This window comes from Mycolicibacter algericus DSM 45454, from assembly GCF_002086455.1.
Classification (GTDB): domain Bacteria; phylum Actinomycetota; class Actinomycetes; order Mycobacteriales; family Mycobacteriaceae; genus Mycobacterium; species Mycobacterium algericum.
Genome location: NZ_MVHC01000001.1, coordinates 170,208 through 194,470, shown reverse-complemented (window position 1 = coordinate 194,470; position 24,263 = coordinate 170,208). Strand labels below are relative to the sequence as shown.

Below are 24,263 nucleotides of genomic sequence, written 5' to 3'. Positions count from 1 at the left end.
AGTCCGGGTGGCAACGGCGATCGGTCTGCTGGAAATCGCGTCATCGGCTGGGCCGGTTGTGGGCACCGCGACAGAAGGGACTGCAGCGATCGAGATGGCTGACGGCGAAAGTGCGACCGAAACCGAGACGACGGGTCCCGTTCGTTCCGACGAGACGGACGAGCAACTGACGGCGCGCTTCGAACGTGACGCGATCCCGATGCTCGATCAGCTCTACGGCGGTGCGCTGCGGATGACACGCAATCCCGCCGACGCCGAGGATCTGTTGCAGGAGACGATGGTCAAGGCCTACGCCGGGTTCCGGTCCTTCAGGGACGGCACCAACCTCAAGGCCTGGCTGTACCGCATCCTGACCAACACCTACATCAACAGCTATCGCAAGAAGCAGCGCAAGCCGGCCGAGTACCCGACCGACGAGATCACCGACTGGCAACTGGCGGCGACCGCCGAGCACTCGTCGACGGGTCTACGCTCGGCTGAGGTCGAGGCATTGGAGTCGCTGCCGGACACCGAGATCAAGGACGCGCTGCAGCAGCTTCCCGAAGAATTCCGGATGGCGGTGTACTACGCCGACGTCGAAGGGTTCCCCTACAAGGAGATCGCCGAGATCATGGATACGCCGATCGGCACGGTGATGTCGCGGCTGCACCGCGGCAGGCGCCAGTTGCGCAGTCTGTTGGCCGACGTCGCACGCGACCGGGGGTTCATCCGTGGCGGCCAATCGGAGGAGGTGTCGTCGTGACCGAGCAAACCAGCGGATGCACCACGCCGGGACCCGACGGGCCGGCTGCCGACTGTTCCGAGGTCATCGCCGAGGTATGGACGTTGCTCGACGGCGAATGCACCGCCGAGACCAGGGCCAAGCTGCGCCGGCACCTCGAGGAATGCCCCGGCTGCTTGCGGCACTACGGGGTCGAGGAACGGATCAAAGCCCTGATCGCCCGCAAATGCAGTGGCGACCGGGCGCCGCGGCAACTCTACGAACGGGTCCGGCTGGAGATCAGCCGCACCACGATCATCCACCGCGAGGGCTGAGGCAGGGGCCGCGCCCGTCAAGACGACGTTTTAAGCGTTGGGGCGCTTGCCGTGGTTGGCCTTGCTGTGCTTGCGATCGCGCTTCTTGCGGCCACGCTTTGCCATGATCCACCCTCCTAGCAGGTATTCCGGCTGGAAAGTCTCTCACACGACCGGGTGTGACGCGGTGGCGGGGCTTGCACCCCGCCACCGCATCGGCCCGTCGGGCGCCCAACCGCGCCAGCGCCTCAGTGGAAGGTCCGCGCCCCCGCCAGGGTTTGTGGTACGGGTGCGACCGGCGCCGGCGGCGTCTCGAGTGCGGGCGCGCCGGGCACGGTGGCGCCGGGCGGGGTCAGCGAACTGACGTCGCTCGGCATGATCGAACCGACCCCGGGCACCACGCGGTTCAACATGCCGTTGAGCGCCTGCAGGAAGGAGTTGGCGGCGTTCACGCCTGCCGACGAGCCTCCTACGGCCGGCCCGGGCAGCGCCGGGGCGCCGATCGGGGCCGGAATCGGCATCGGGTCATCGACCAGCGCCGGGGCGGCTTTGGCCGAAGCGACGCCGAATCCGAGCGTGGCCAGCGTCATCGCGCCGGCGCAGATCAGCGGCAAGCGGATCCGGGGGTTGGCAAATCGGTTCACAATCAACGCGCTACTCCTCAAGTTCGACTTCGACTGTTGCCGCGTCACGGCGAATACGTCACGCGTTCGAAACACTCGAGTAACGGTGCTATGCAATTGTCACAGGAGAAACACGACACGATCACGGATCGAACTCTCTACGTCCTCTTAATTGTCTTGGAGTTCGCTTACCCGTGCGCCCCGGTCAGGCCAGGCCGGGGGTTGTGGTTCCATAAGACGAAGGATTTCGGGGACCAGGGAATCGTTGACTGGATGATGAACGAGGTGAAGATGGCCGAGGACGTTCGCGCGGAGATCGTGGCCAGCGTGCTCGAAGTCGTGGTCCATGAGGGCGAACAGATCAGCGAGGGCGACACCGTGGTGTTGCTGGAGTCGATGAAGATGGAGATCCCGGTGCTGGCCGAGACCGGGGGGACCGTCAGCAAGGTCGCCGTGAAGGTCGGCGACGTCATCCAGGCCGGCGATCTCATCGCCGTGATCGGCTGATCGCAGCGTCCCACGGCGTGTCGTGACCGATGTCCACCCTCGGTGACCTGCTTGCCGAACACACCGTCTTGCCGGGCAATGCGGTGGACCACCTGCACGCCGTGGTCGGGGAGTGGCAACTGCTGGCGGACCTGTCGTTCGCCGACTACTTGATGTGGGTGCGCCGCGACGCCGACGCCGGCGGCGCGCTGGTGTGTGTGGCGCAGTGCCGGCCCAACACCGCTCCCACGGTGCTGCTCAGCGACGCCGTCGGCACCGTGGCCGCCGCGGACTGGATGCCGCTGGTGGCCGGGGCATTCGAGTCAGGCGCGATCGCGCGGGAAAGCATTGCGGGCCAACGTAATACGGAAGCCGTTCCGGTTCGGCACGACGACCGGGTGGTGGCGGTGCTGACCCACCAGACCGCGTTGCGGGCCGGGCGCGAATTCAGCCGGCTGGAGGCGGCCTACCTCGACTGCGCGGCTGATCTGGTGCACATGCTCTCCGAGGGCACCTTCCCCGACGTCGGTGACATCGCGGTGTCCCGCTCCAGCCCGCGCGTCGGTGACGGCTTCATCCGCCTCGGGGTCGACGGCACGGTCAGCTACGCCAGCCCGAACGCGGTGTCGGCGTATCACCGGATGGGCCTGGCCGCCGAGCTGGCCGGACACGACCTGGTGGCCGTCACCCGGCCACTGATCTCGGATACGTTCGAGGCGCACGAGCTCGCCGAGCACATCGCCGACTCCCTGGCCGGCGGATCGAGCATGCGGTTCGAGGTCGACGCGGCCGGGGCGGTGGTGCTGCTGCGCACCCTGCCGTTGATCGTGCACGGCCGGCCGGCCGGGGCCGCCGTGCTGGTTCGCGACGTCACCGAGGTCAAGCGCCGGGACCGCGCACTGCTGTCCAAGGACGCCACGATCCGCGAGATACATCACCGGGTGAAGAACAACCTGCAGACCGTGGCGGCGCTGCTGCGGCTGCAGGCGCGCCGCACAATCAGCACCGAGGGGCGCGAGGCGCTACTGGAATCGGTGCGGCGGGTGTCGTCGATCGCGGTGGTACACGAGGCGCTGTCGATGTCGGTCGACGAGGTGGTGAATCTCGACGAGGTGATCGACCGGATCCTGCCGATGATGAACGACGTCGCCAGTGTCGAGATCCCGATCCATGTCGCCCGGACCGGAACGCTCGGGGCGCTCGACGCCGACCGGGCGACCGCGCTGACCATGGTGATCACCGAACTGGTGCAGAACGCCATCGAGCACGCCTTCGACGCCGACGCCGATCGGCACGATGTGACGATCCGGGCCGAACGGTCGGCGCGCTGGCTGGACGTGGTGGTGCACGACGACGGCCACGGCCTGCCGGCCGGGTTCAGCCTGGAGACCGCCGACCGGCTCGGCCTGCAGATCGTCAACACCCTGGTCTCGGCGGAGCTCAACGGTTCACTGACCGCACGCGATGCCCCGGGGGGCGGGACCGAGATGGTGCTCCGGATTCCCGTCGGAAGCCGGCGGACCCGCCAGGCGCTGTGAGGCGCCGGGCGCGCCCGGCGCAAAACGACGCGGCCCCGACCAGGTCGGAGCCGCGTCGACGTCGTCTGCTCGGGTCAGACCCCGCTGCGCGCCCGGGTCCGAGCGTTGCGGCGCTTGAGCGCCCGCCGCTCGTCCTCGCTCATGCCGCCCCACACGCCGGCATCCTGGCCGGTCTCCAGCGCCCAGGTAAGGCACTCGGTGACCACCGGACACCGGGTGCAGACCTGCTTAGCGGAAGCGATCTGAGCGAGCGCCGGCCCACTGTTTCCCACCGGGAAGAACAGCTCCGGGTCCTCGTCGCGACAGACCGCCTTGTGGCGCCAATCCATAGCTCTCCAACTCCTCACTCTGGGCGCAGCACGGCGCGCAACGTTTGCTTCTCGACTGTTATAAGCGGCGGCAAGAAATGATTACGGCTTGCATCCGATCGCTCGATCGTTTCACAGCCTGGACAGATGTCAAGAGTTTCCGTTATCACGTGGCCAACGTCACGCTTGCGCGGGGCTGCTGACTGTCGGGCCGCCGACGTGTACTACAGTGGGTTCAACTGTGTGCTCATCGACTGATGAAACTGCTATCTGTGCAGGTCAACAGCTCTTTTTAGCGGCGGCGCGACGACATTGAGGGCGTCGGGCACCGCGCGGAACGTCATCGCACTTCGCAATCCGAGGTATTCGCCGTCGATCTGAGTGGCGATCGGTGTGTCGCCGGCGTCGACGCGCAGCGCGGTCACATCGTCGTCGCGGATGAGTTGTTTGGCGCGCAGCTTCGGCCGCTTCGACAACATCTGCCGGACCAGCCGCAGGGTGGGCAGCACCTTCATGCTGGTGGTCGCGAACACCCCCATCCCGCCCTCGAACGTGGTGTCGGGATTGGTCCACACACACCGCTCGTCGGCGTAGGTCCACGGAGCGCAGTTCGAGATGAACACCAGGTGCACACCCGCGACCGGCGCAGCCCCGTCCAGTTGCAGCGTCAACGTCGGCGCGCGGCGGGTGGTGGCCAGCACGGCGGGCACCGCGGCGCGGACATAGCGCAGCGCGGTGACGGCGTGGCCCTTCTCACGTTCGGCTTCGACGGCGGCCACCACCTCACCGTCGACGCCCATGCCGGCGTTGAGCACCGACCACCGCTCGCCGCAGTCGATCAGTCCGATCCGACGCCAGCTCGGTTGGCCGCCGGGGCCGTTGAGCAACCCGATCAGCTGGTTGGTGGCGATGGTCGGGTCGGCGGCGATCCCCAGCGAGCGGGCGAAGACGTTCGCCGAGCCGCCGGGCACCACCGCCACCGCGGGCAGGTGTTTCGGCGGCGCCGAACCGGGCGTCCCGAGTAGGCCGTTGACGACGCCGTGCACGGTGCCGTCGCCGCCGTGTGCGATGACCAGGTCGATCCCGTCGCGGGCGGCGGCCTGGCTGATCTCGATGGCGTGACCGCGGTAATCGGTGTGCACCACGCTCAGCTCGAGCCGGCTCTTGAGAGCGTGGGCCAACAGGTCACGGCCCGCCGGAGTCGTCGAGGTGGCATTGGGATTGACGATCAGCACGGCGCGCACGGGATATCAGTCTATGGGCATCCGGGGAGTGCGACCGGGTGGCTAGGCTGGCGACGTGAATGCCGTCGTCGACCCACCCCGCGCAGTGCTCGCTGCGGGCCTGATTGTTGCGGTGCAGGGCGTGGCCTCGCTGGTGGTCGCGGTGGTGCTGGTGTGGCGGGCGGTGGCCGGTGCCGATCAGCGGATGGCCAGCGGTTACGGCACCGCGGCGTGGTTCGCGCTGATGGGTGCCGCGGTGCTGGCCGCCGGTTGGGCGCTGCTGCGGGGCCGGCGGATCGGACGCGGCGTCGCGGTGTTCGCCAACCTGTCGCTGCTTCCGGTGGCCTGGTACATGGGGGTCGGCTCGCACCGGTGGGCTTATGGCGCGGTAGTCGGCATCGCCGCGGCGGCGGTGCTGGTGGCGCTGTTCAGCCCCGCGGCGCTGCGCTGGGCGGCGCAACGCCCAGCGCCGACAGGATAGTGCTGAACTTCGCCACGGTTTCGGCCAGTTCGTCATCGGGATCCGATCCGGCGACGATCCCGCCACCGGCGTGGGCCAATGCGGATCGTCGGTCGGCGGACAGTTGCGCGCAGCGGATCGACACCACCCACCGGCCGTCGCCGTTCGCGTCGCACCAGCCGGCCGCGCCGGCGTAGAAGCCGCGGTCGCCCTCCAGGTCCGCGATGAGATCGATCGCGGCCCCCGTCGGAACCCCGCCGACCGCCGCCGTGGGATGCAGTGCCAACGCCAAATCCAGCGCAGTGGTGGCGGTGTCGCGGAGCCGGCCGGTGATCGGGGTGTTCAGGTGCCAGACCGCGGCGGTGCCGGTCAGCCGTGGCTCCGGTGCGATGTCGAGTTCGCTGCACAGCGGCCCGAGTGCGGTACGCAACTGGTCGACGACCAGTTGATGCTCATGGCGGTTCTTGCCGGATTCGGCCAATGCGGCCCCGTTGGCGGCGTCGACGGCCGGGTCGGGGGAGCGCGGGGCCGAGCCCGCGAACGGCCGGCAGGTGATCCGGTCGCCGTCGCGGGCCACCAGCAACTCCGGGCTGGCACCCACGAGGACAGCCCCGGCATATGTGTCCCCGGCGGCGCTCAGGTCGACCAGATAGCCGTAGCCGCTCGGGTCGGCGGCGGCCAACCGGCGCAGCACCGTGGCCGGGTGCAACGGCGCGTCGGCGGCCAGCCGCAGGCTGCGCGCCAACACCACTTTGCGCAGGACGCCGTCTGCTGCGTTCAACTCACCTAAGGCCCGGCGGATCCGGTCGCGGTGCTCGTCGGGCTCGGGCAGCTGCGCGGCGATACGCACCGCCGGCAGTGTCGTCGCGGGCCCGGCCGGCAGCGCCTTTGCGCGGCGCACCCGGCCCGGCACGAACAGCGCGGTGGCGGCATCCGGATGGAACGGCAACGCGCCCACCACGATCGGCGCCTGGCCGGTGACCAGCGCGGTCCGTGCGGCGCCCAGATCGCAGAAGCCGGCGGCCATCCCGTCGGCCACCAGCGTCCCGGCCGGCCCGGACAGCACGAACGTCGGTGCCGTCAAAGCCCCGCGGCCTTCGGCCCGGTCAGCCCGAGGGCGGTGAGCTGGCGCACCCCGTGCTCGAATCCGCACACCGCGAGCGACGCCGCGGTCATGCCGAACCGCGCACCGTCGGCCAACGGCAGCTCGAGCCAGCGGGCGATCACCGCCCGGGAGAAGTGGCCGTGTCCGACGAACACCACATCGCGTGAGACCAGCAGTCGCAATGCCGCTGCGACCGCCCGGTCGGCGCGATCGCTGACCTGTGCCACCGACTCGCCTCCCGCGCTGCCGTGCGTCCAGACCAGCCAGTCCGATTCCGATTCCCTGATCTGCGCGGTGGTCAGCCCCTCATAGCGACCGTAGTCCCATTCGGCGAGGTCGTCGGAGACTTCGTCGACGTGCAGCCCGGCGAGCTCGGCGGTCAGTTGGGCGCGGCGGCGCGGGCTGCAGACCACGAACGGGTTGTCCAACCGCAGTTTCGCCAGCGTTGCGCGGGCGGCGACCGCCTCGCGCCGGCCGGTCTCGGTCAGCTCCAATTCGGTGCGCCCGGTGTGCCGTCCACTTTTCGACCACTCGGTTTCGCCGTGGCGCAACAGCAGCAGTCGGTGCTCCTCGATGCCCACGTCCGTCGATTCTGCCCGACGACGGACACCGACCAGCGTTTGGTGCTGCGGGGCCGCAAGCCGTGCCAGTATGGCCTGTGTGACGGGCATGCGAATCTTGGCGGTTGCCAACCAGAAGGGCGGCGTGGCCAAGACCACGACGGTGGCGTCGCTGGGCGCGGCGATGACAGAACTGGGCCGGCGGGTGCTGCTGGTCGACCTCGATCCGCAGGGCTGCCTGACCTTCTCCCTGGGGCACGATCCCGACAAGCTGCCGGTGTCGGTGCATGAGGTGCTGCTCGGTGAGGTGGAGCCCAACACGGCGCTGGTATCGACCGACGAGGGTATGACGTTGCTTCCGGCCAACATCGACCTGGCCGGCGCCGAGGCGATGCTGTTGATGCGGGCCGGCCGCGAGTACGCCCTGCAGCGGGCACTGGCCAAGCTGGACGGCGAGTTCGACGTGGCCGTCATCGACTGCCCGCCGTCGCTGGGGGTGCTCACTCTCAACGGGCTCACCGCGGCCGGCGAGGTGATTGTGCCGTTGCAGTGCGAGACGCTGGCCCATCGCGGTGTCGGCCAGTTCCTGCGTACCGTCGCCGACGTCCAGCAGATCACCAACCCGAAACTGCGTCTGCTCGGTGCGTTGCCCACGCTGTACGACTCGCGCACCACCCACAGCCGCGACGTGCTGCTCGACATCGCCGACCGGTACGGTCTGGCGGTCCTGGGTCCGCCGATCCCGCGCACCGTGCGTTTCGCCGAGGCCAGCGCGTCGGGCGCATCGGTTATCGCGGCCCGCAAGAACAAAGGGGCCCAGGCTTATCGGGAGCTGGCCGAAGCGCTGCTCAAGTACTGGAACAACGGCAAGGCGCTGCCCACCTTCACTCCGGAGATCTAGCGCGTGCCAGCCCGCGTCCCTCGCGCGAGTCGCCGCCAATCAGCCCAGCGCGACCACGGTGTCGCCGCGCTGCTCCAGGACCATCGGGCCCGACACCGCCGGGAACACCGCCCTCACCCCGACGGGGCGGCTGACCGGGATGACACGTTCGGCGGCGCCGGTGCGCTGGTTGAAGACGCCGACGCCACCGGTCACCGGGATCAGCAGACGGTCGGCCATCATCGCCGCCGGCCCCAATGGAACCGCGGCCCCCGCCGCCGGGATGGTGTAGCGATACGTGAGGGTTCCCGAGTCGAACACCATCACCGCATCGCCGGTCCACCAGCAGACCAACCCGGTGGGCCGCGACACCTGCAGCGCGGCGCTGGCGGGGCTGGGCTTTGCCGGCAGCATCGTCGTGGCGATCGTGGTGCCGGTCTGGTCGACCACCTCGACCCTGGGCTGCGGTGTGGGCAGATAGACCGCGGTGTTGGTGCCGGAGTCAGCGTCGGTCACCGTCAGCACCCGGGCCCCGGAATCTGCGGCCACCCCCGGTTGCGGGACATGCTGGGTCTCCGGTTCGTCTTCTTCCTTGCCGGCGCGCAGCAGCGTCAGCTGCAGATCGTCCTGCCCGGGGCAGGCCTCGAGCACCGAGACCGCCGACGAGGCCGCCGCCGCCGACACCAGCGTGCAGCCCTGGCCGCGGCCGCGTGCCGTCGGCTTCACCCGGGCGTCGATCTCGCCGTAGGACAGCACCCGGACCATGTCCGAGCGCCACAGTTCCAGCCGGGTGCTGCCGGCCGAGAGTACCGAGCTGCCCTCGGAGGTGACGTTCACGCTCCGGTCGGCGTAACTGGTCCGGGCCGGTCCTCGCCGGCCGGTCGCGGCGGTGACCGTGCTGACCTGGCCGCAGCCGCGGGAGTCGGGATACACCGCGACGGCATACCGGTAGATCCAGGACACGCCGCACAGGTCGACGTCGCGGGCATAGCTCCAGCGTTCTTCGCCGGTGGCCGGGTCGCGCCCGGTCAGCTGCGGCCCCTCGCCGGTGATCACCGTGCCGGACACCATCACCGGAGCCCGGGTGACCGGGCTGGCCGCCGTCCACAGTTGGTTCAGGGCAGCCGGCACCATGGCGGCCGACTGCGGGGTGGTCGCTTCATCCAGCGCAGGCCGGCTGACGGTCGCGCGGGCGTCACTGGTCCACCAGATGATGACCCCGGCGACGACGACCACGACCGCGATCACCGCTGCGGCCAGCACATCGCCGGCGGTGCGGCGCTCCGGTCGCACCATCTCAGCTGATCCGGCTCAGTTGCCGTTCACCGCGGCGGCGGTCTTGCTCGGCCGCCGGCGACGGCGGCGGCGCGGCGCGCTCTGACCGTTGTCGTCCGAGGGTCCGGCTGTCCTGGCCTCACCGGGCTCACCGGTGCGGGCGGCCGGAGCCGAGGTGTCACCGCCGGCCGCCCGGCCGCCGCGGGTACGCCGCCGGGAGCGGGTGGTGTTGCGGGGCGCCCGCTGCCGGTCGGCCGAGCTCTCGCGGCGCTCGCCATCGCCGCCCTCGGATCGCTTGGCCGGCGACCGGCCCGCGTTGCCGATGGCGCCGGTGGCCTCGGTCGGGATGTTCAGCTCGGTGAACAGGTGCGGTGAGCTGGAGTAGGTCTCCGCCGGGTCCGGGCACTGCAGGTTCAGCGCCTTGTCGATCATCGACCAGCGGGCCAGTTCGTCCCAGTCGACCAGCGTGACCGCGACACCGGTCTTGCCGGCGCGGCCGGTGCGGCCGATGCGGTGCACGTAGGTCTTCTCGTCGTCGGGGCACTGGTAGTTGACGACGTGGGTGACGTCGTCGATGTCGATGCCGCGGGCGGCCACGTCGGTGGCAACCAGCACGTCGATGTCCCCGGTGCGGAACGCCTTCAGGGCCTTCTCGCGGGCCACCTGGTTGAGGTCGCCGTGCACCGCACCCACCTTGAACCCGCGCTCGCCGAGGTCGTCGGCCACCTTCTGCGCCGTCCGCTTGGTGCGGGTGAAGATCATTGTGGCGCCCCGGCCGCGGGCCTGCAGCACCCGGGCGACCAGCTCCGCCTTGTCCAGCGCGTGGGCCCGGTAGACGAACTGTTCGGTGGCGTCGTGGACCGCCGAGGAGTGTGGCGCCTCGGCGCGGATGTGGGTGGGCTGGTTCATGAAGCTGCGGGCCAGCGTGATGATGGGGCCGGGCATGGTCGCCGAGAACAGCATCGACTGCCGGTCATCGGGGATGCGGGCCAGGATGCGCTCGATGTCGGGCAGAAAGCCCAGGTCCAGCATCTCGTCGGCCTCGTCGAGCACCAGCACGGTCAGCCCGCCCAGCTGCAGATGGCCCTGCTGGGCCAGGTCGAGCAGCCGGCCCGGGGTGCCCACGACGACGTCCGCGCCGGCCTGCAGCGCCTCGATCTGCGGCTCATAGGGCCGACCCCCGTAGATGGCCTGCACCGACAGCGGACGGTCTCCGGCGGTCAGGTATTTCGCCGCGTCGGCCAGGTCGCCGGAGACCTGGATGCACAGCTCGCGGGTGGGCACCACGACCAGCGCCCGCGGGATGCCGGTCAGCGGCCGGTCGGTGCTGGTGCTGACCCGCTGCAGCAGCGGGACGCCGAAACCGTAGGTCTTGCCCATACCGGTGCGGGCCTGGCCGATCAGGTCGTCGCCGGCCAGGGCCAGCGGGAGCGTCAGCTCCTGGATCGCGAAAGCGCGTTCGATGCCGTCCTCGGCGAGGGCGCGGACGATCTCGTCGCGGACGCCCAGTTCGGCGAAGGTCGGTGGAGAGGTGGGTCGAGTGGTGGCGATAAGGGGGGTCATGCGCTGGCAGGTGCCTTTCGGAGTTGGCGCGGTATGAAAGTCGATCGCGGTGTGGTCGGGGCGCACACGCTGTGACGGTCGATACCTGACTTGCCAATCCGGGGGGCCCTGCACTCGCCGAGGAGGCGGGCCAACCGCGTGTACGCACATTGCGCGACAGCGCCGAATCGGCACTGCCTGCCGGTCATACTACCTGTTCGGGCCGGGCACCGGTCCAGTCCGGCGCAACGCCTACAGTGTGGTGATGAATTCGGTTCCCTCGACCGACGCCGAAGCCCAGTCTTCCCCGCCCCGACTGTCCGCCGATCATCCCGGTGTCAACGAGCTTTTCGCGGTACTGGCCTACGGCGAGGTGGCGGCGTTCTACCGGCTCACCGACGAGGCCCGCATGGCACCCGATCTGCGTGGCCGGATCTCGATGGCGGCGATGGCCGCCGCGGAGATGGGCCACTTCGAATTGCTGCGTCAAGCCCTCGACGCCCGCGGTGTCGACGTGGTGGAGGCGATGTCGAAATACGCCACCGCCCTGGACAATTACCACCGGCTGACCATGCCCAGCACCTGGCTGGAGGCACTGGTCAAGACCTATGTCGGTGACGCGATGGCCGCCGACTTCTATCTGCAGATCGCCAACGGCCTCCCCGACGAGGTGGCCGACGTGGTGCGCGCGGTGCTGGCCGAGACCAAGCACTCCCAGTTCGTCGTCGACGAGGTGCGGGGCGCGGTGACCGCCAGCGCCAAGCAGCGCAGCCGGCTGGCGCTGTGGTCGCGCCGACTGCTCGGGGAGGCGATCACCCAGGCCCAGTACGTGTTGGCCGACCACGACGAACTCGTCGACCTGGTGGTCGCCGGTGCGGCCGGGCTGGCACACCTGGCCGGGTTCTTCGATCGCATCCAGCACACCCATGACGAGCGGATGCGCGAACTGGGCCTGGCGTAGCGGCCGGCGTATCGCCGAGGGCGAACGGCCGGTGCGCACCAACCGGGGGCCCGTCCACTAGCCTGCTTGACAACGCCCGACGCAAACGAAAGGGGCCGGCGTGGAGGTCAAGATCGGGGTCACCGACAGCTCGCGCGAACTGGTCATCAACAGCGCGCAGACGCCCGATGAAGTCGAGGAACTGGTGGTCGCCGCGTTGGGCAAGGGCACGGAATTGCTGGCCCTCACCGACGACAAGGGGCGCCGCTTCCTGGTGCAGGCCGCCAAGATCGCCTATGTGGAGATCGGGGCCGCCGACAGCCGGCGGGTCGGGTTCGGGATCGGCTCCGAAACCATTGCCCGGGCCAATTCCTCGTGACGAAGTCCGTTCTTCTCAACGAGTGAGCGGCACGTGTGACAGCCCACCCCAGGCGAACGCGACCGTCCCCTCGACCGCGTCTTCCTTGGAGATCGGACGGTCGCTGTCGAGCCAGTAGCGGGCGCAGTCCACACTGATCGCGACCAGCCCGACGGCGACCATGCGGGCGCGGTGCGGGTCGAGGCCGGAGTCGTGGCTGACCAGATCGAAGATCGCATCGATGCACGATTCGGTCGCGACCCGCACCTGGACCGCGACCTGCGGCTCGGCGACGTTGTCGTTCTCGAAGATCAGCCGGTAGCCCTGGCCGTCATGCTCGATGAAGTCGAAGAACGCCTGCACCGCCGACCGCAACCGCTGGCGGTTGTCGGTGGTGGTCCGCAGGGCCTGCCGCACACCGGAGACCAGGTTCTCCACGTGGCGGGCCAGCACCGCCAGGTACAGCTCCAGTTTCGAGGCGAAGTGCTGGTAGAGGATCGGTTTGCTGACGCCCGCCCGATCGGCGATCTCGTCCATACCGGCTGCGTGGTAGCCGCGGTCGACGAACACCTCACTGGCTGCGATCAGCAGCTGTCCGCGTCGCTCGTCGCGGGGCAGCCGACTGCCCCGACGGCTGGTGGCCGCCGGCGCCTTGGCGGCCCCTGAGCCGCGGCCGGCCGACTTGCCGCCACCGCGCTCGGCCGTGTCGATCGGTTTGCTCATCGACTCCTCAATCCGGGTTCGGCCGGCCGGCAGGAATGAGCGCCCGACGGCCGGTGCGTGAGAGCGAGACTACGCGCTGCCCCCGTCAGATCTGCCAGCGACATCCACCAAGGCGGCGCCGGCCCGTTGCGGCACGGTTCGCGGCACCCCGACATGGCGCGGCGAAGAGTCCCAGCTCGCAGTGGTTGTGTCATTCTGGGACGGTGACCTACGACCCGGGGCAACGCGGCGGCGGTCGAGCCCCGGTACTTCGGGATCGTTTCCGCGAACCCCTGCGCGCGCAGCGCGATCCACTCGCCGCCGGCACCGGTCGGCTGCGGTCTGATCGCGACATCCATCGGCAGTGGCGCAAGCAGACCTGGCTGGGCAGTTTCGTGTCCACCTACGGCTGGCGGGCCTACGCGCTGCCGGTCCTGATGGTGCTCACCGTGGTGGTGGTCTATCAGACCGTGACCGGCACCGGGGTACGCGCCCAGGACTCCGACGAGCCGGTGCAGGGCCCGCCGACGATCGGATCGGCCGGCACCTCGATCATCGGCGCGCCGCCGCGGGGGCTCACCGAATTCGACGTCAACCTGCCGACCGGGGTGTTGCCCGACGGTGGCCCGTTCACCGAGGCCGGCGCCATGACCTGGCATGTCGTTCCGGGCACCCAGCCGGTATTCGGCCGGGGCACCGAGAAGGTGTTCGCCTACACCATCGAGGTGGAGAACGGCATCGACACGACCGCCTTCGGCGGCGACGAGGCGTTTGCCCGGATGGTCGACCAGACGTTGCGCAACCCCAAGGGGTGGACGCACACCCCGCAGATCGGGTTCGTGCGGGTCGACGCGACCAGCGGCGTCGAACCCGACTTCCGGATCTCGCTGACCTCGCCGCTGACCGTCCGGGAAGGCTGCGGGTACGAGATTCCGCTGGAAGCGTCGTGCTACAACCCGTCCTACGGTGCGCGGTCGGAACCGCGGGTGTTCATCAACGAGGCCCGCTGGGTTCGCGGCGCGGTGCCGTTCCAGGGCGACATCGGCTCCTACCGGCAGTACCTGATCAACCACGAGGTCGGCCACGCCCTGGGCTATCAGCATCACGAGCCGTGCGAGCGGCAGGACGGCCTGGCGCCGGTGATGATGCAGCAGACGTTCGGCACCTCCAATGACGACGCGGCGAAGTTCGACCCGGACTGGGTCAAGCCCGACGGGAAGACCTGCCGGTTCAACCCGTGGCCGGCCCCCATCGCCTGAGCCGATCGGGCGATCGGGCCGCCGGACCGGGAAGCTTCGTCGTGGGTTTGTCGTTGCCCCCACCAGCTGCTGTGATGGATGACGAAGACGACTTCGAGGAGATTGTGCGGTGTCGAGATCACTGCCGCCGCTGGTGGAGCCCGCCGGCGAGCTGACGCGCGATGAGGTGGAGCGCTACAGCCGGCACCTGATCATCCCGGATGTCGGCGTGCAGGGACAGAAACGGCTCAAGAACGCCCGCGTGCTGGTGATCGGTGCCGGGGGGCTGGGTGCACCGACGCTGCTGTATCTGGCGGCCGCCGGTGTCGGAACCATCGGGATCATCGACTTCGACGTCGTCGACGAATCCAACCTGCAGCGCCAGGTCATCCACGGGGTCGCCGACGTCGGCCGCGCCAAGGCCGAGAGCGCCCGCGACTCGATCAACGCGATCAACCCGCTGGTCGACGTTCGGTTGCACCAATTCCGGCTGGACGCGTCGAACGCCGTGCAGCTGTTCGAATCCTACGACCTGATCTTGGACGGCACGGACAACTTCGCCACCCGCTATCTGGTCAACGATGCCGCGGCACTGGCGCACCGGCCCTATGTGTGGGGCTCGATCTTCCGCTTCGAGGGCCAGGTCTCGGTGTTCTGGGAGGACGCACCGGACGGTCGGGGACTCAACTACCGCGACCTGTACCCCGAGCCTCCGCCGCCGGGAATGGTGCCGTCCTGCGCCGAGGGGGGCGTGCTGGGGGTGCTGTGCGCGTCGGTCGGGTCCGTGATGGGCACCGAGGCGATCAAGTTGATCACCGGCATCGGGGAGTCGTTGCTGGGCCGGCTGCTGATCTATGACGCGCTGGAGATGAGCTACCGCACCATTCGGGTACGCAAGGATCCGTCCACGCCCAAGATCACCGAGTTGATCGACTACGAGGCGTTCTGCGGGGTGGTCTCCGCGGATGCGGCCGAGGCGGCCGCCGGGTCCACCATCACCCCGGCCGAGCTGCGTGAGCTGCTGGACTCCGGGCAGCAACTGGAGCTGATCGACGTGCGTGAGCCGGCGGAGTGGGAGATCAACCACATCGAGGGCGCCCGGCTGGTACCGCAGTCGATGCTCAACACCGGCGAGGGGCTGGCGACGCTGCCGCAGGACCGGATTCCGGTGCTGTACTGCAAGACCGGCGTGCGCTCGGCGGCGGCCCTGGCCACCGTGAAGAAGGCCGGTTTCGCCAACGCGGTCCATCTGCAGGGTGGAATTGTGGCGTGGGCCAAGGCGATGCAGCCCGACATGGTGATGTACTGACCGGCGGTTCAGCGAGGCTCGACGCAGGAGAGGTGAAGCTGGGACCGCCGCATGGACACAGCGGCGAGGCTCCCCGACGCCCTGACGCTGACAGCATAGAGTTGTCGCGTGACTGTCGAGCCGCCGCCCGAGCACGTGCTGGCGACTTTCGGCCTCCGCAGCATGGAGCCCACCCCGCTGGGTGCCGGGTGGGAGGACGGCTGGAAGTGCGGGGAAGTGGTGGTGTCGATGGTCGCCGACCATGCCAGGGCCGCCTGGTCGGCAAAGGTGCGCGAAACGCTGTTCGCCGACGGCATCCGACTGGCCCGGCCGGTGCGCTCGACCGACGGACGCTATGTGGTGTCGGGGTGGCGGGCCGACACCTTCGTGGCGGGCAGTCCCGAGCCCCGTCACGACGAAGTGGTCTCGGCGGCGGTTCGGTTGCACGAGGCCACCGCCAAGTTGGAGCGGCCGCGCTTCCTGACCCAGGCGCCGGTGGCGCCGTGGGCCGACGTCGATGTGTTCATCGCCGCCGATCGGGCCGCGTGGGAGGAGAAGCCGTTCGCCTCACTGCAGGCCGGCGCCCGGTTGGCTCCGGGTTCGGTGGACGGGCAGCGGTCCATCGACCTGATCAATCAGCTCGCCACGCTGCGCAAGCCCACCAAGGGGTCCAGTCAGTTGGTGCACGGCGACCTGTACGGCACGGTGCTGTTCTCCGGTGCCGCGGCGCCCGGCATCACCGACATCACGCCGTACTGGCGGCCGCCGTCCTGGGCCGCCGGAGTGGTGGTGGTAGACGCCCTGTCGTGGGGTGACGCCGATGACGGGCTGATCGAACGCTGGGATTCACTGCCTGAGTGGCCGCAGATGCTGTTGCGCGCGTTGATGTTCCGACTCGCCGTACATGCGCTGCACCCGCGCTCGACGGCCGAGGCGTTCCCGGGGCTGGCCCGCACTGCGGCACTGGTGCGCTTGGCGCTCTGACCCCGCAGGCGCCGTCAGAATCGGTGACGTGCGGCGCGCAGATCCACTCGTCCGTCGACGGCGGTCACCCCTTCGGCGCGAAGCCGTGCGAGTTGTTCGGTGCGCAGCTGGGTCGCCGGCCGCCCGGACGCCCTGATCACCCGATGCCACGGCAGGTCGGCGCCGTCGACCCGCAGGATCCAGCCGACGATGCGAGGGCTGGAAAGCCCTGCTGCGGAGGCGATGTCGCCGTAGGTGGCGACCCGGCCGGCCGGGATGCCGAGGATCAGCGCGCGCACCCGCTCAACCTGCTCGTCGGTCACGGTCGCCACCGGGGAACTCCTAGTTCCGGGCCAACCGGTCGTGGATGACCGCTGCCACCTCGGCGGGCCGGGCCTGATCCACCATGTGGTTGCAATCAAGGTCCACGAGTTGGAATTTCGTGCAGAGCCGCGTCTGCAGGGCCTCGATGAGGCGCGCGTCCACATACGGTGGTGAGGTGCGGGTGGCGCGCAGCAGCGTCGTCGGCGTCGATCGGGGCAGCACGAGGGGGCGGGCCAGCTCGCTCCAGTACGACATCATCGCCGGTACGCTGATCCGCCAGCCGAACCGCCCGCCGGGCAGTGCCACCAGGTGCTCGGCGAGTTCGGCGTCGAGCAGCGCCGGATCCACGTCCGACCACCCCCCGTTGGCCTTCTCGGCGCGGGCCTCGGCGGCGTCGGGATAGTCCGGGGACGCCAGCATCGCCGCGGCGATCTCGGCCATCCAGTGGCCGTCCAGGCCGATCGCCGGGTCGAGCAGCACCACCGAATGGACGAGGTCGGGGCGCGCCGCGGCCAGATGCAGCGCTATCGCTCCGCCGAAGGAATGCCCGACGACCACGACGGGGCCGCCGGCGCCGCCCTCGAGCAACCCGATCAGCGCCGCCACGTTGGCGTCGATAGTCCACGGGGCCGCCCACGACGAGTGCCCGTGGCCGATGAGATCCGGTGCGGCGACAGTGGTTTCAGGCAGTTGCCCGGCGACGTGTCGCCAGCGGGCCCCATGGCCGGTCAAGCCGTGCACGGCCAACAGCTGTATCGGGCCGGCCGGACCATAGCGGTGCACGTGCAGCCGATGATCGGAATTCACCCGTCGATGGTGCCAGCCCTCACCGGGATTGTCAGAGGGTAGTGGTGTCATGGCGTCATGACGCAGCACTGGGAGCCGTATGCCGGCGAGGTCGCCGCGGCGTTGGATCCGCTGCGGCGGGGAGTGCTGCAGGTGCGGGGCGGCCCGGGGACCGGGAAGACCAGCCTGCTGCTCGAGGTGGCTGCGGCTCATGTCGCCGCCGGCGCCGATGCGGATTCGCTGTTGTTGTTGACTGGATCGGGACGGCTTCCGGCGGCGGCCCGGGGTGCACTGACTGCGACGCTGCTGGCCGCGGGCGGCCCGGCGGCCACCCGGGCGATCAGGGAGCCACTGGTGCGCACCGTGCACGGCTACGCGTTCGCGGTGCTGCAGCGCGCCGCGCGACGGGCCGAGGCCGCCCCACCGCGGCTGGTCACCGGGGCCGAGCAGGACAGCGTCATCCGGGAACTGCTTGCCGGCGACGGCGCCCGCGCCTGGCCGTCGTCGTTGCACGCGGCGCTGGGCACCGACGGCTTCGCCACCGAACTGCGGGATCTGATGGCACGCTGCGCCGAACGCGGCGTCGACCCGGCCGAGCTGGTCCGGCTGGGCAAGCGGTACCGGCGCCCGGAGTGGACGGCCGCGGGCCGGTTCGCCCGACAGTACGAACAGGTGATGCTGCTTCGTGCCGCGGTGGGCACCGCGGCACCGCAGGCCACCACACCGGCGCTGGGCGCCGCGGAATTGGTGGGGGCCGCCCTGGAGGCCTTCGCCGCCGACCCCGGCCTGCTGGTCGAGGAACGCAGCCGGTTGCGGCTGCTGCTGGTCGACGACGCCCAGCTACTCGACCCGCAGGCCGCCCGGCTGGTGCGGGTACTCGCTGCCGGGGTGCAGCGCACCGTGATCGCCGGCGACCCCGACCAGGCGGTGTTCGGGTTCCGCGGCGCCGAACCGGCCGCGCTGCTCTCCGACGACCCAACGCCCGGTGGCGCACCCACCGTGCACTTGACGGCATCACACCGATGCGCCCCGGCGGTGATCCGCGCCGTCAACACCATCGCCGCGCGACTGCCCGGCCGCAGCGCCACCCGGCGCCTCGAGGCCGTGGGTCCCGACGCCGGGTCGGTCACTGTGCGCACCGCGGTCTCGGGCCATGCCGAGGCCGCTCTGATCGCCGACACGCTGCGGCGCGCCCACCTGGTCGACGGCGTGCCCTGGTCCCAGATGGCGGTGATCGTCCGGTCGGTGCCGCGCGCGGCGGCCCGACTGCCTCGCACGCTGACCGCCGCCGGTGTTCCGGTGGCCCTTCCCATCGCCGGCGGTCTGCTGGCCCAGCAGCCCGCGGTGGCAGCGCTGCTGACGGTGCTGCAATGCGCGGCCGAGGGTGTGGACGGTCCCCGCGCGCTGGCCCTGCTCACCGGCCCGATCGGGCGCGTGGACCCGATCTCGTTGCGGCAGCTGCAGCGGGTGCTGCGCCGCGGCGCCGCGGCCGACCCGGAATCCGATCCCGGTGACCGGTTGGTGGCGGTGCTGCGCGGTGAGGCCGGCCAGCTGCCGGTCGCCCACGCCCGCGCACTGCGCAGGGTGCGCGCGGTGTTGCAGGCCGCGGCGCGCAGCCACGCGGACGGCCGGGATCCGCACCACACGCTGTGGCAGGCCTGGAATCGGTCCGGGCTGCAACAACGTTGGCTGTCGGCCACACAGCGCGGCGGACCGGCCGGCGCCCAAGCAGGCCGGGATCTGGACGCGGTGACCGCGCTGTTCGATCTGACCGAGCACTATGTCGCACGCACGGCCGGCGCCACCCTGGCCGGCCTCATCGAGCATGTCACCGCCATGCAGCTGGTGATGCCCCGCACCGAGGCCGCGGCGGGCGTCGAGGCGGTCGAGGTGCTGAGCGCGCATGCCGCACTCGGGCGCGAGTGGGATCTGGTGGTTATCGCCGGTGTCCAGGAAGGGCTGTGGCCCAACACCGTTCCGCGCGGTGGCGTGCTGGGGACCCAGCGCCTACTGGACAGCCTGCACGGTCTCGGTGACGAGGTCTCGGCCCGGGCGCCGCTGCTCGCCGAGGAGCGGCGGCTGCTGGTGGCGGCGATGGGCCGGGCACGGCATCGGTTGATGATCACCGCCGTCGACGGTGAGGGGGACGGCGGCGCGACCGAGGAACAGCTCCCCTCGGAGTTTCACGCCGAACTCGCGGCCTGCGCCACCCCCGACGGCGTGCCGGCACCGGCACCGCCGGTCGCGGCCCCGCCGGTGCTGTCGGCGGCCGGGGTGGTCGGGCGGCTTCGGGCGGCGGTCTGCGCTCCCGACGGCGTTGTCACTGACTCCGAACGTGCCGATGCCGCAACGCAATTGGCGCGGCTGGTACGTGCCGGGGTACCGGGTGCCGACCCGGCCGACTGGCACGGGACGGCGCCGGTGAGCACCGAGGAACCGCTGTGGCGTACCGAGGGTGGGCAGGTCGTCACGCTGTCGCCGTCGGCGCTGCAGAGCCTGCTGGACTGCCCGCTGCGCTGGCTGGCCGAACGGCACGGTGGAACCGACGGCCGTGACCTGCGCTCGACAATCGGGTCGCTGATGCACGCCCTGGTCGCCGAGTCCGCTGTGAGCCGAGAAGAGCTGCTGGCCGAGTTGGACCGGGCCTGGCGGCAACTGCCGTTCGAATCGCCGTGGCACTCGGCCAATGAGCAGGACCGGCACCGCGCCATGATCGAGACTTTCCTTGCCTGGCGGGCGCAGACCCGCGACGAACTCACCGAGGTCGGCACCGAGATAGCCTTCGACGGCGTGATCGACGCCGGCGAGGGGGTGCGGTTGCGCGGCCGGATCGACCGGATCGAACGTGATGCGGCCGGACGGCTGGTGGTCGTCGACGTCAAAACCGCCAAGACGCCGGTCAGCAAGGACGACGCGCAACAGCACGCACAGCTGGCCGTCTACCAGCTGGCAGTGGAAGCCGGCCTCGTCGGGCCCGACGAGCAGCCCGGTGGCGCGCGGCTGGTCTACCCGGCCAAGACCGCGGCCGGCGGCGCCACCGAGCGTGAGCAGGACCCGCTCACCCCCGAGTCCGGTCGCGACTGGCGGGAGCGCATCGCTGCGGCGGCCGCGGCGACCGCCGGTCCGCAGTTCACCGCCCGGGTCAACGACGGTTGCCGGCACTGCCCGATCCGGCCGATCTGCCCGGCCCACACCGGCGGGAGTGGCGCATGAAGGCCCGCTACGACCCCGCCGAGCTGGCAGCAGCGCTCGGGTTGCACCAGCCCACCGAGGAGCAGGCGGCGGTCATCGCCGCACCGCCGGGTCCGCTGGTGGTCATCGCCGGGGCCGGCGCCGGCAAGACCGAGACGATGGCCGCCCGGGTGGTGTGGCTGGTCGCCAACGGCTACGCCGATCCGGGCCAGGTGCTGGGGTTGACGTTCACCCGCAAGGCCGCCGGCCAACTACTGCGCCGCGTCCGTTCCCGGCTGGCCCGGCTGGCCGGCGCCGGCTTGTTGATCCCCGAGCCGGGCTTCGCCGGATCGGCCGGTGGTTCGGCAACGCCGACGGTGAGCACCTACCACGCGTTCGCCGGTGCGCTGCTGCGCGAGCACGGGCTGCTGCTCGGGATCGAACCCGATACCCGGCTGCTCACCGAGACCGGGCTGTGGCAGCTCGCGTTCGACGTGGTCAGTGGCTACCCGGGCGAGCTGCGCACCGACCGGGACCCGGCCGCGATCACCGCGATGGTGTTGCGCCTGGCCGGGCAGTTGGCCGAACACCTGGTGGACACCGATGCGCTGCGCGACACCCACCTGGAGTTGGAGCGGCTGGTCCACACCCTGCCGCCCGGACCGCGTCAGCGCGCCGACCCCAACCAGTCGCTGCTCAAGATGCTGGACACCCAGACCGAACGCGCCTCGCTGGTACCGCTGATCGACGCACTGCACCAGCGGATGCGGGCGGAGCGGGTGATGGACTTCGGTGCGCAGATGGCCACCGCCGCCAGGCTGGCGCGGGCCGGCGAGTCCGTCGGCGCGCGGCTGCGCGCCACCTACCGGGTGGTGTTGCTCGACGAATATCAGGACACCGGCCACGCCCAGCGCATCGCGCTGTCATCACTGTTCGGCGGCGGCGTCGATGACGGGCTGGCCCTGACGGCGGTGGGCGACCCGATTCAGTCGATCTACGGTTGGCGCGGCGCCTCGGCGACCAACCTGCCCCGATTCGCCACCGACTTCCCGCTCTCCGACGGCACCCCCGCCCCGACGTTGGAACTGCGGACCAGCTGGCGCAACCCGCCGGAGGTGCTGCACGTCGCCAATGAGATCTCCGCGGAGGCCCGGCGGCGTTCCGTCACCGTGCACACGTTGCGGCCGCGGCCGGACGCGCCCCCGGGCGGGGTGCGGCTGGCGCTGCTGGCCGACGTGGCCGCCGAACACCGGTGGGTGGCCGAGGCGCTGCAACAGCGCTACCGGCAAGCAGCGGCCGACGGCGTCGCTCCCCCCACCGCCGCGGTGCTGCTACGGCGGAACGCCGACGCCGCGCCGTTCGCCGAGGCGATCCGGGCCTGCGGCATCCCGGTCGAGGTGGTCGGGCTGGCCGGGCTGCTGTCGGTGCCGGAGGTCGCCGACCTGGTGGCGATGCTGCGGCTGGTGTCCGAGCCGACCGCCGGCGCCGCGGCGATGCGGGTGCTGACCGGTGCGCGGTGGCGGTTCGGTGCCGCCGACCTGGCCGCACTGTGGCGGCGGGCGGTCGAGCTGGCCCGCACCGATCAGGTGAGCGGGCCGTTCTCGGCCGCCGAGATCGCCGCGCAGGCCGGGCCCGATTCCGACACCGCGTGCCTGGCTGATGCTCTCGCCGACCCGGGCCCGGCGGAGCGCTATTCGGCCATCGGATACCGGCGCGTCACCGCGCTGGCCGAGGAGCTGACCGTGCTGCGCGGCCACCTGTGCCATCCGCTGCCCGACCTGGTCGCCGAAGTGCGCCGGGTGATGGGCCTGGATTGCGAGGTGCTCGCCGCGCAGCCGGTGACCGGAGTGTCGGGCACCGAACAGCTCGATGCGTTCGCCGACGTGGTGGCCGGCTACGTGGAAGGACGCGTGGGTCAGGCATCGCTGCCGGGCCTGCTGGCCTACCTGGATGCGGCCGCCGTGGTGGAGAACGGGTTGGCGCCGGCCGCACCCGCGGTGGCCGCCGACCGGGTCCAGATCCTGACGGTGCACGCCGCGAAGGGACTGGAATGGCAGGTGGTGGCGGTGCCGCACCTGGTGGCGCGGGTGTTTCCGTCGACCGCGTCGCGCCGCAGCTGGCTCTCGGATGCCGCCGAACTGCCGCCGCTGCTGCGCGGCGACCGCGCCGAGCCCGGCGGTTCAGCGAGGCTCGACGGAGGAGAGGTGAAGCTGGGACCGCCGCATCAACACCGCGGTTCAGCGAGGCTCGACGGAGGAGAGCCGAAGCTGGGACCGCCGCATGGGCCCGGCGATCACGGCGTTCCGGTGCTCGACACGGGCGCGGTCACGAATCGAAAGCAGCTGTCCGACACCATCTCCGAGCATCTGCGCCGGCTGGATCAGCGCCGTGTCGACGAAGAGCGTCGGCTGCTCTACGTCGCGGTCACCCGCGCCGAGGACACCCTGCTGGTCTCCGGTCACCACTGGGGCGCCGGTGAGACCAAGCCGCGCGGCCCGTCGGAGTTCCTGACCGAACTCAAGGCGGTGATCGACGATTCGGCGGCCGCCGGGACGCCTTGCGGGTCGATTGAGCAGTGGGCGGACGCGCCGGCCGGCGGCGAGCGAAACCCGCTGGGCGACAACGTCAACGAAGGGAACTGGCCGGTCGATCCGTTGGCCGGCCGGCGGAGCGACGTCGAACGTGGCGCGGCGCTGGTCAGCGCGGCGCTCAGAGCCGACCCGGCGCCGGACGCTGAGCCCGTGAACGGATCGCGGGCCGGCTCGTGGTCTGCCGACGTCGATGCGCTGCTGGCCGAGCGGGCCCGCGTGGCTGCGCAACCGGCCCGGACGCTGCCCAGCCAGGTCTCGGTGAGCGGTCTGGTCGAGTTGAGCCGCGACCCCATCGGCGCAGCCCAGCGGCTGACCCGCCGGCTTCCCGCACGCCCGGACCCGCATGCGTTGCTGGGCACCGCATTTCACGATTGGGTACAGCGGTTCTACGGTGCCGAGCGGCTCTTCGAGCTCGACGACCTGCCCGGTGCGGCCGACGCCGACACCGCCCGGGCCGACGCCGAAGAGCTGGCGGACCTGCAGGCGGCGTTCCTGGATTCGCCGTGGGCGGCCCGCTCACCCGCCGCCGTCGAGGTGCCCTTCGAGATGACCTTCGGGCAGACCGTGGTGCGGGGCCGCATCGACGCGGTGTTCGCCGAGCCGGACGGCGGCGTCACCGTGGTGGACTGGAAGACCGGTGCGGTCCCCGACGGCCCCGAGGCGCGCCGTCACGCCGCCGTCCAGCTCGCCGTCTACCGGCTGGCCTGGGCCGCGCTGACCGACTGCCCGGAATCGCGGGTGCGGGCCGCCTTCCACTACGTGCGCACCGGGACCACCGTCGTCCCCGATGAGCTGCCCGATGCCGCCGAGCTGGCCGCACTGCTCACCGGTGCCGACCCGGATGGCTACAGTGGGTCCGTGCGTCAGGCTGACCGGTGACCGTTCGTC

General features: G+C 70.7%; 24 protein-coding genes. 13 read left to right on the top strand and 11 right to left on the bottom strand.

Going from position 1 to position 24,263, the window contains the following annotated elements:
- The first annotated feature begins 94 nt into the window (after positions 1-94).
- Together BST10_RS00910 and rsrA are read left to right on the top strand one after the other, a co-directional pair.
- A complete protein-coding gene (locus BST10_RS00910) occupies positions 95-742 on the top strand; it encodes a sigma-70 family RNA polymerase sigma factor (protein ID WP_193374473.1) in 648 nt (215 codons plus the stop codon).
- On the top strand, positions 739-1,035 hold the full coding sequence (gene rsrA, locus BST10_RS00905) for a mycothiol system anti-sigma-R factor (RefSeq protein ID WP_013829865.1): 297 nt from the start codon (positions 739-741) through the stop codon (positions 1,033-1,035). The genes BST10_RS00910 and rsrA overlap by 4 nt, the downstream gene beginning before the upstream one ends.
- Before the next feature lie 30 nt (positions 1,036-1,065).
- Here rsrA and BST10_RS24320 read toward each other — a convergent pair whose 3' ends face one another.
- Complete coding sequence (locus BST10_RS24320) at positions 1,066-1,140, bottom strand: 50S ribosomal protein bL37 (RefSeq protein WP_011728008.1); 75 nt, start codon at positions 1,138-1,140, stop codon at positions 1,066-1,068.
- 122 nt (positions 1,141-1,262) lie between these two features.
- Entirely contained in the window at positions 1,263-1,658 is a 396-nt protein-coding gene (locus BST10_RS00900) for a hypothetical protein (RefSeq protein ID WP_013829864.1), read from the bottom strand.
- 270 nt (positions 1,659-1,928) lie between these two features.
- On the opposite strand from BST10_RS00900, the gene BST10_RS00895 reads away from it, so the two are divergent.
- Both BST10_RS00895 and BST10_RS00890 read left to right on the top strand, forming a co-directional pair.
- The gene (locus BST10_RS00895; RefSeq protein WP_041320057.1) at positions 1,929-2,144 is read left to right on the top strand and encodes a biotin/lipoyl-binding carrier protein; all 216 of its coding nucleotides are present in this window, start codon (positions 1,929-1,931) and stop codon (positions 2,142-2,144) included.
- A gap of 29 nt (positions 2,145-2,173) precedes the next feature.
- The gene (locus BST10_RS00890; protein ID WP_013829862.1) at positions 2,174-3,661 is read left to right on the top strand and encodes a sensor histidine kinase; all 1,488 of its coding nucleotides are present in this window, start codon (positions 2,174-2,176) and stop codon (positions 3,659-3,661) included.
- 74 nt (positions 3,662-3,735) lie between these two features.
- Here the strand turns inward: BST10_RS00890 and BST10_RS00885 are convergent, their stop codons facing one another.
- Both BST10_RS00885 and BST10_RS00880 read right to left on the bottom strand, forming a co-directional pair.
- A complete protein-coding gene (locus tag BST10_RS00885) occupies positions 3,736-3,990 on the bottom strand; it encodes a WhiB family transcriptional regulator (protein ID WP_013829861.1) in 255 nt (84 codons plus the stop codon).
- A gap of 245 nt (positions 3,991-4,235) precedes the next feature.
- Complete coding sequence (locus BST10_RS00880; protein ID WP_083035861.1) at positions 4,236-5,213, bottom strand: diacylglycerol/lipid kinase family protein; 978 nt, start codon at positions 5,211-5,213, stop codon at positions 4,236-4,238.
- Positions 5,214-5,268: 55 nt separating this feature from the next.
- Between BST10_RS00880 and BST10_RS00875 the strand changes: the two genes are divergently transcribed.
- Complete coding sequence (locus tag BST10_RS00875) at positions 5,269-5,673, top strand: hypothetical protein (protein WP_049792910.1); 405 nt, start codon at positions 5,269-5,271, stop codon at positions 5,671-5,673.
- Here BST10_RS00875 and BST10_RS00870 read toward each other — a convergent pair.
- Complete coding sequence (locus BST10_RS00870; protein WP_049793038.1) at positions 5,621-6,679, bottom strand: isochorismate synthase; 1,059 nt, start codon at positions 6,677-6,679, stop codon at positions 5,621-5,623. The genes BST10_RS00875 and BST10_RS00870 overlap by 53 nt on opposite strands.
- A 53-nt stretch (positions 6,680-6,732) precedes the next feature.
- Positions 6,733-7,338: an acid phosphatase gene (locus BST10_RS00865; protein ID WP_083035859.1), complete on the bottom strand. Its 606-nt coding sequence runs from the start codon at positions 7,336-7,338 to the stop codon at positions 6,733-6,735.
- 88 nt (positions 7,339-7,426) lie between these two features.
- Between BST10_RS00865 and BST10_RS00860 the strand changes: the two genes are divergently transcribed.
- A complete protein-coding gene (locus BST10_RS00860) occupies positions 7,427-8,218 on the top strand; it encodes a ParA family protein (RefSeq protein ID WP_109559357.1) in 792 nt (263 codons plus the stop codon).
- Between the two features lie 39 nt (positions 8,219-8,257).
- Here BST10_RS00860 and BST10_RS00855 read toward each other — a convergent pair whose 3' ends face one another.
- Together BST10_RS00855 and BST10_RS00850 are read right to left on the bottom strand one after the other, a co-directional pair.
- A complete protein-coding gene (locus BST10_RS00855; RefSeq protein ID WP_083035856.1) occupies positions 8,258-9,493 on the bottom strand; it encodes an Rv3212 family protein in 1,236 nt (411 codons plus the stop codon).
- Between the two features lie 15 nt (positions 9,494-9,508).
- Positions 9,509-11,035 (bottom strand): DEAD/DEAH box helicase, encoded by a 1,527-nt coding sequence (locus BST10_RS00850; RefSeq protein WP_013829855.1) that lies wholly within the window; start codon positions 11,033-11,035, stop codon positions 9,509-9,511.
- A 244-nt stretch (positions 11,036-11,279) separates the two neighbouring features.
- On the opposite strand from BST10_RS00850, the gene BST10_RS00845 reads away from it, so the two are divergent.
- Both BST10_RS00845 and BST10_RS00840 read left to right on the top strand, forming a co-directional pair.
- Entirely contained in the window at positions 11,280-11,975 is a 696-nt protein-coding gene (locus BST10_RS00845; RefSeq protein WP_041320051.1) for a ferritin-like fold-containing protein, read from the top strand.
- Positions 11,976-12,075: 100 nt separating this feature from the next.
- Positions 12,076-12,333 carry a DUF3107 domain-containing protein gene (locus BST10_RS00840; RefSeq protein ID WP_013829853.1) on the top strand — a complete coding sequence of 86 codons (258 nt, stop codon included), beginning with the start codon at positions 12,076-12,078 and terminating at the stop codon, positions 12,331-12,333.
- A gap of 15 nt (positions 12,334-12,348) precedes the next feature.
- On the opposite strand, the gene fasR is transcribed toward BST10_RS00840, so the two are convergent.
- Positions 12,349-13,035 carry an HTH-type transcriptional activator FasR gene (gene fasR / locus BST10_RS00835; RefSeq protein WP_013829852.1) on the bottom strand — a complete coding sequence of 229 codons (687 nt, stop codon included), beginning with the start codon at positions 13,033-13,035 and terminating at the stop codon, positions 12,349-12,351.
- Between the two features lie 203 nt (positions 13,036-13,238).
- Here fasR and BST10_RS00830 point away from each other — a divergent pair, with 203 nt between their 5' ends.
- The 3 genes from BST10_RS00830 to BST10_RS00820 all read left to right on the top strand — a co-directional run bounded on the left by BST10_RS00830 (position 13,239) and on the right by BST10_RS00820 (position 16,524).
- Positions 13,239-14,273 carry a DUF3152 domain-containing protein gene (locus BST10_RS00830; RefSeq protein WP_083035854.1) on the top strand — a complete coding sequence of 345 codons (1,035 nt, stop codon included), beginning with the start codon at positions 13,239-13,241 and terminating at the stop codon, positions 14,271-14,273.
- 109 nt (positions 14,274-14,382) lie between these two features.
- Positions 14,383-15,561 (top strand): adenylyltransferase/sulfurtransferase MoeZ, encoded by a 1,179-nt coding sequence (moeZ, locus tag BST10_RS00825; protein WP_083035852.1) that lies wholly within the window; start codon positions 14,383-14,385, stop codon positions 15,559-15,561.
- Between the two features lie 108 nt (positions 15,562-15,669).
- Positions 15,670-16,524 carry a TIGR02569 family protein gene (locus BST10_RS00820; protein WP_013829849.1) on the top strand — a complete coding sequence of 285 codons (855 nt, stop codon included), beginning with the start codon at positions 15,670-15,672 and terminating at the stop codon, positions 16,522-16,524.
- A 14-nt stretch (positions 16,525-16,538) separates the two neighbouring features.
- On the opposite strand, the gene BST10_RS00815 is transcribed toward BST10_RS00820, so the two are convergent.
- Positions 16,539-16,835, bottom strand: a complete 297-nt coding sequence (locus BST10_RS00815; protein WP_013829848.1) for an MGMT family protein — start codon at positions 16,833-16,835, stop codon at positions 16,539-16,541.
- 10 nt (positions 16,836-16,845) lie between these two features.
- On the bottom strand, positions 16,846-17,634 hold the full coding sequence (locus BST10_RS00810; RefSeq protein ID WP_083035850.1) for an alpha/beta fold hydrolase: 789 nt from the start codon (positions 17,632-17,634) through the stop codon (positions 16,846-16,848).
- A gap of 57 nt (positions 17,635-17,691) precedes the next feature.
- Between BST10_RS00810 and BST10_RS00805 the strand changes: the two genes are divergently transcribed.
- Together BST10_RS00805 and BST10_RS00800 are read left to right on the top strand one after the other, a co-directional pair.
- Positions 17,692-20,826, top strand: coding sequence for an ATP-dependent helicase (locus BST10_RS00805; RefSeq protein WP_083035848.1), 3,135 nt, complete (start codon positions 17,692-17,694; stop codon positions 20,824-20,826).
- Positions 20,823-24,254, top strand: a complete 3,432-nt coding sequence (locus tag BST10_RS00800; RefSeq protein WP_083036113.1) for an ATP-dependent helicase — start codon at positions 20,823-20,825, stop codon at positions 24,252-24,254. The genes BST10_RS00805 and BST10_RS00800 overlap by 4 nt, the downstream gene beginning before the upstream one ends.
- Positions 24,255-24,263: the final 9 nt, after the last annotated feature.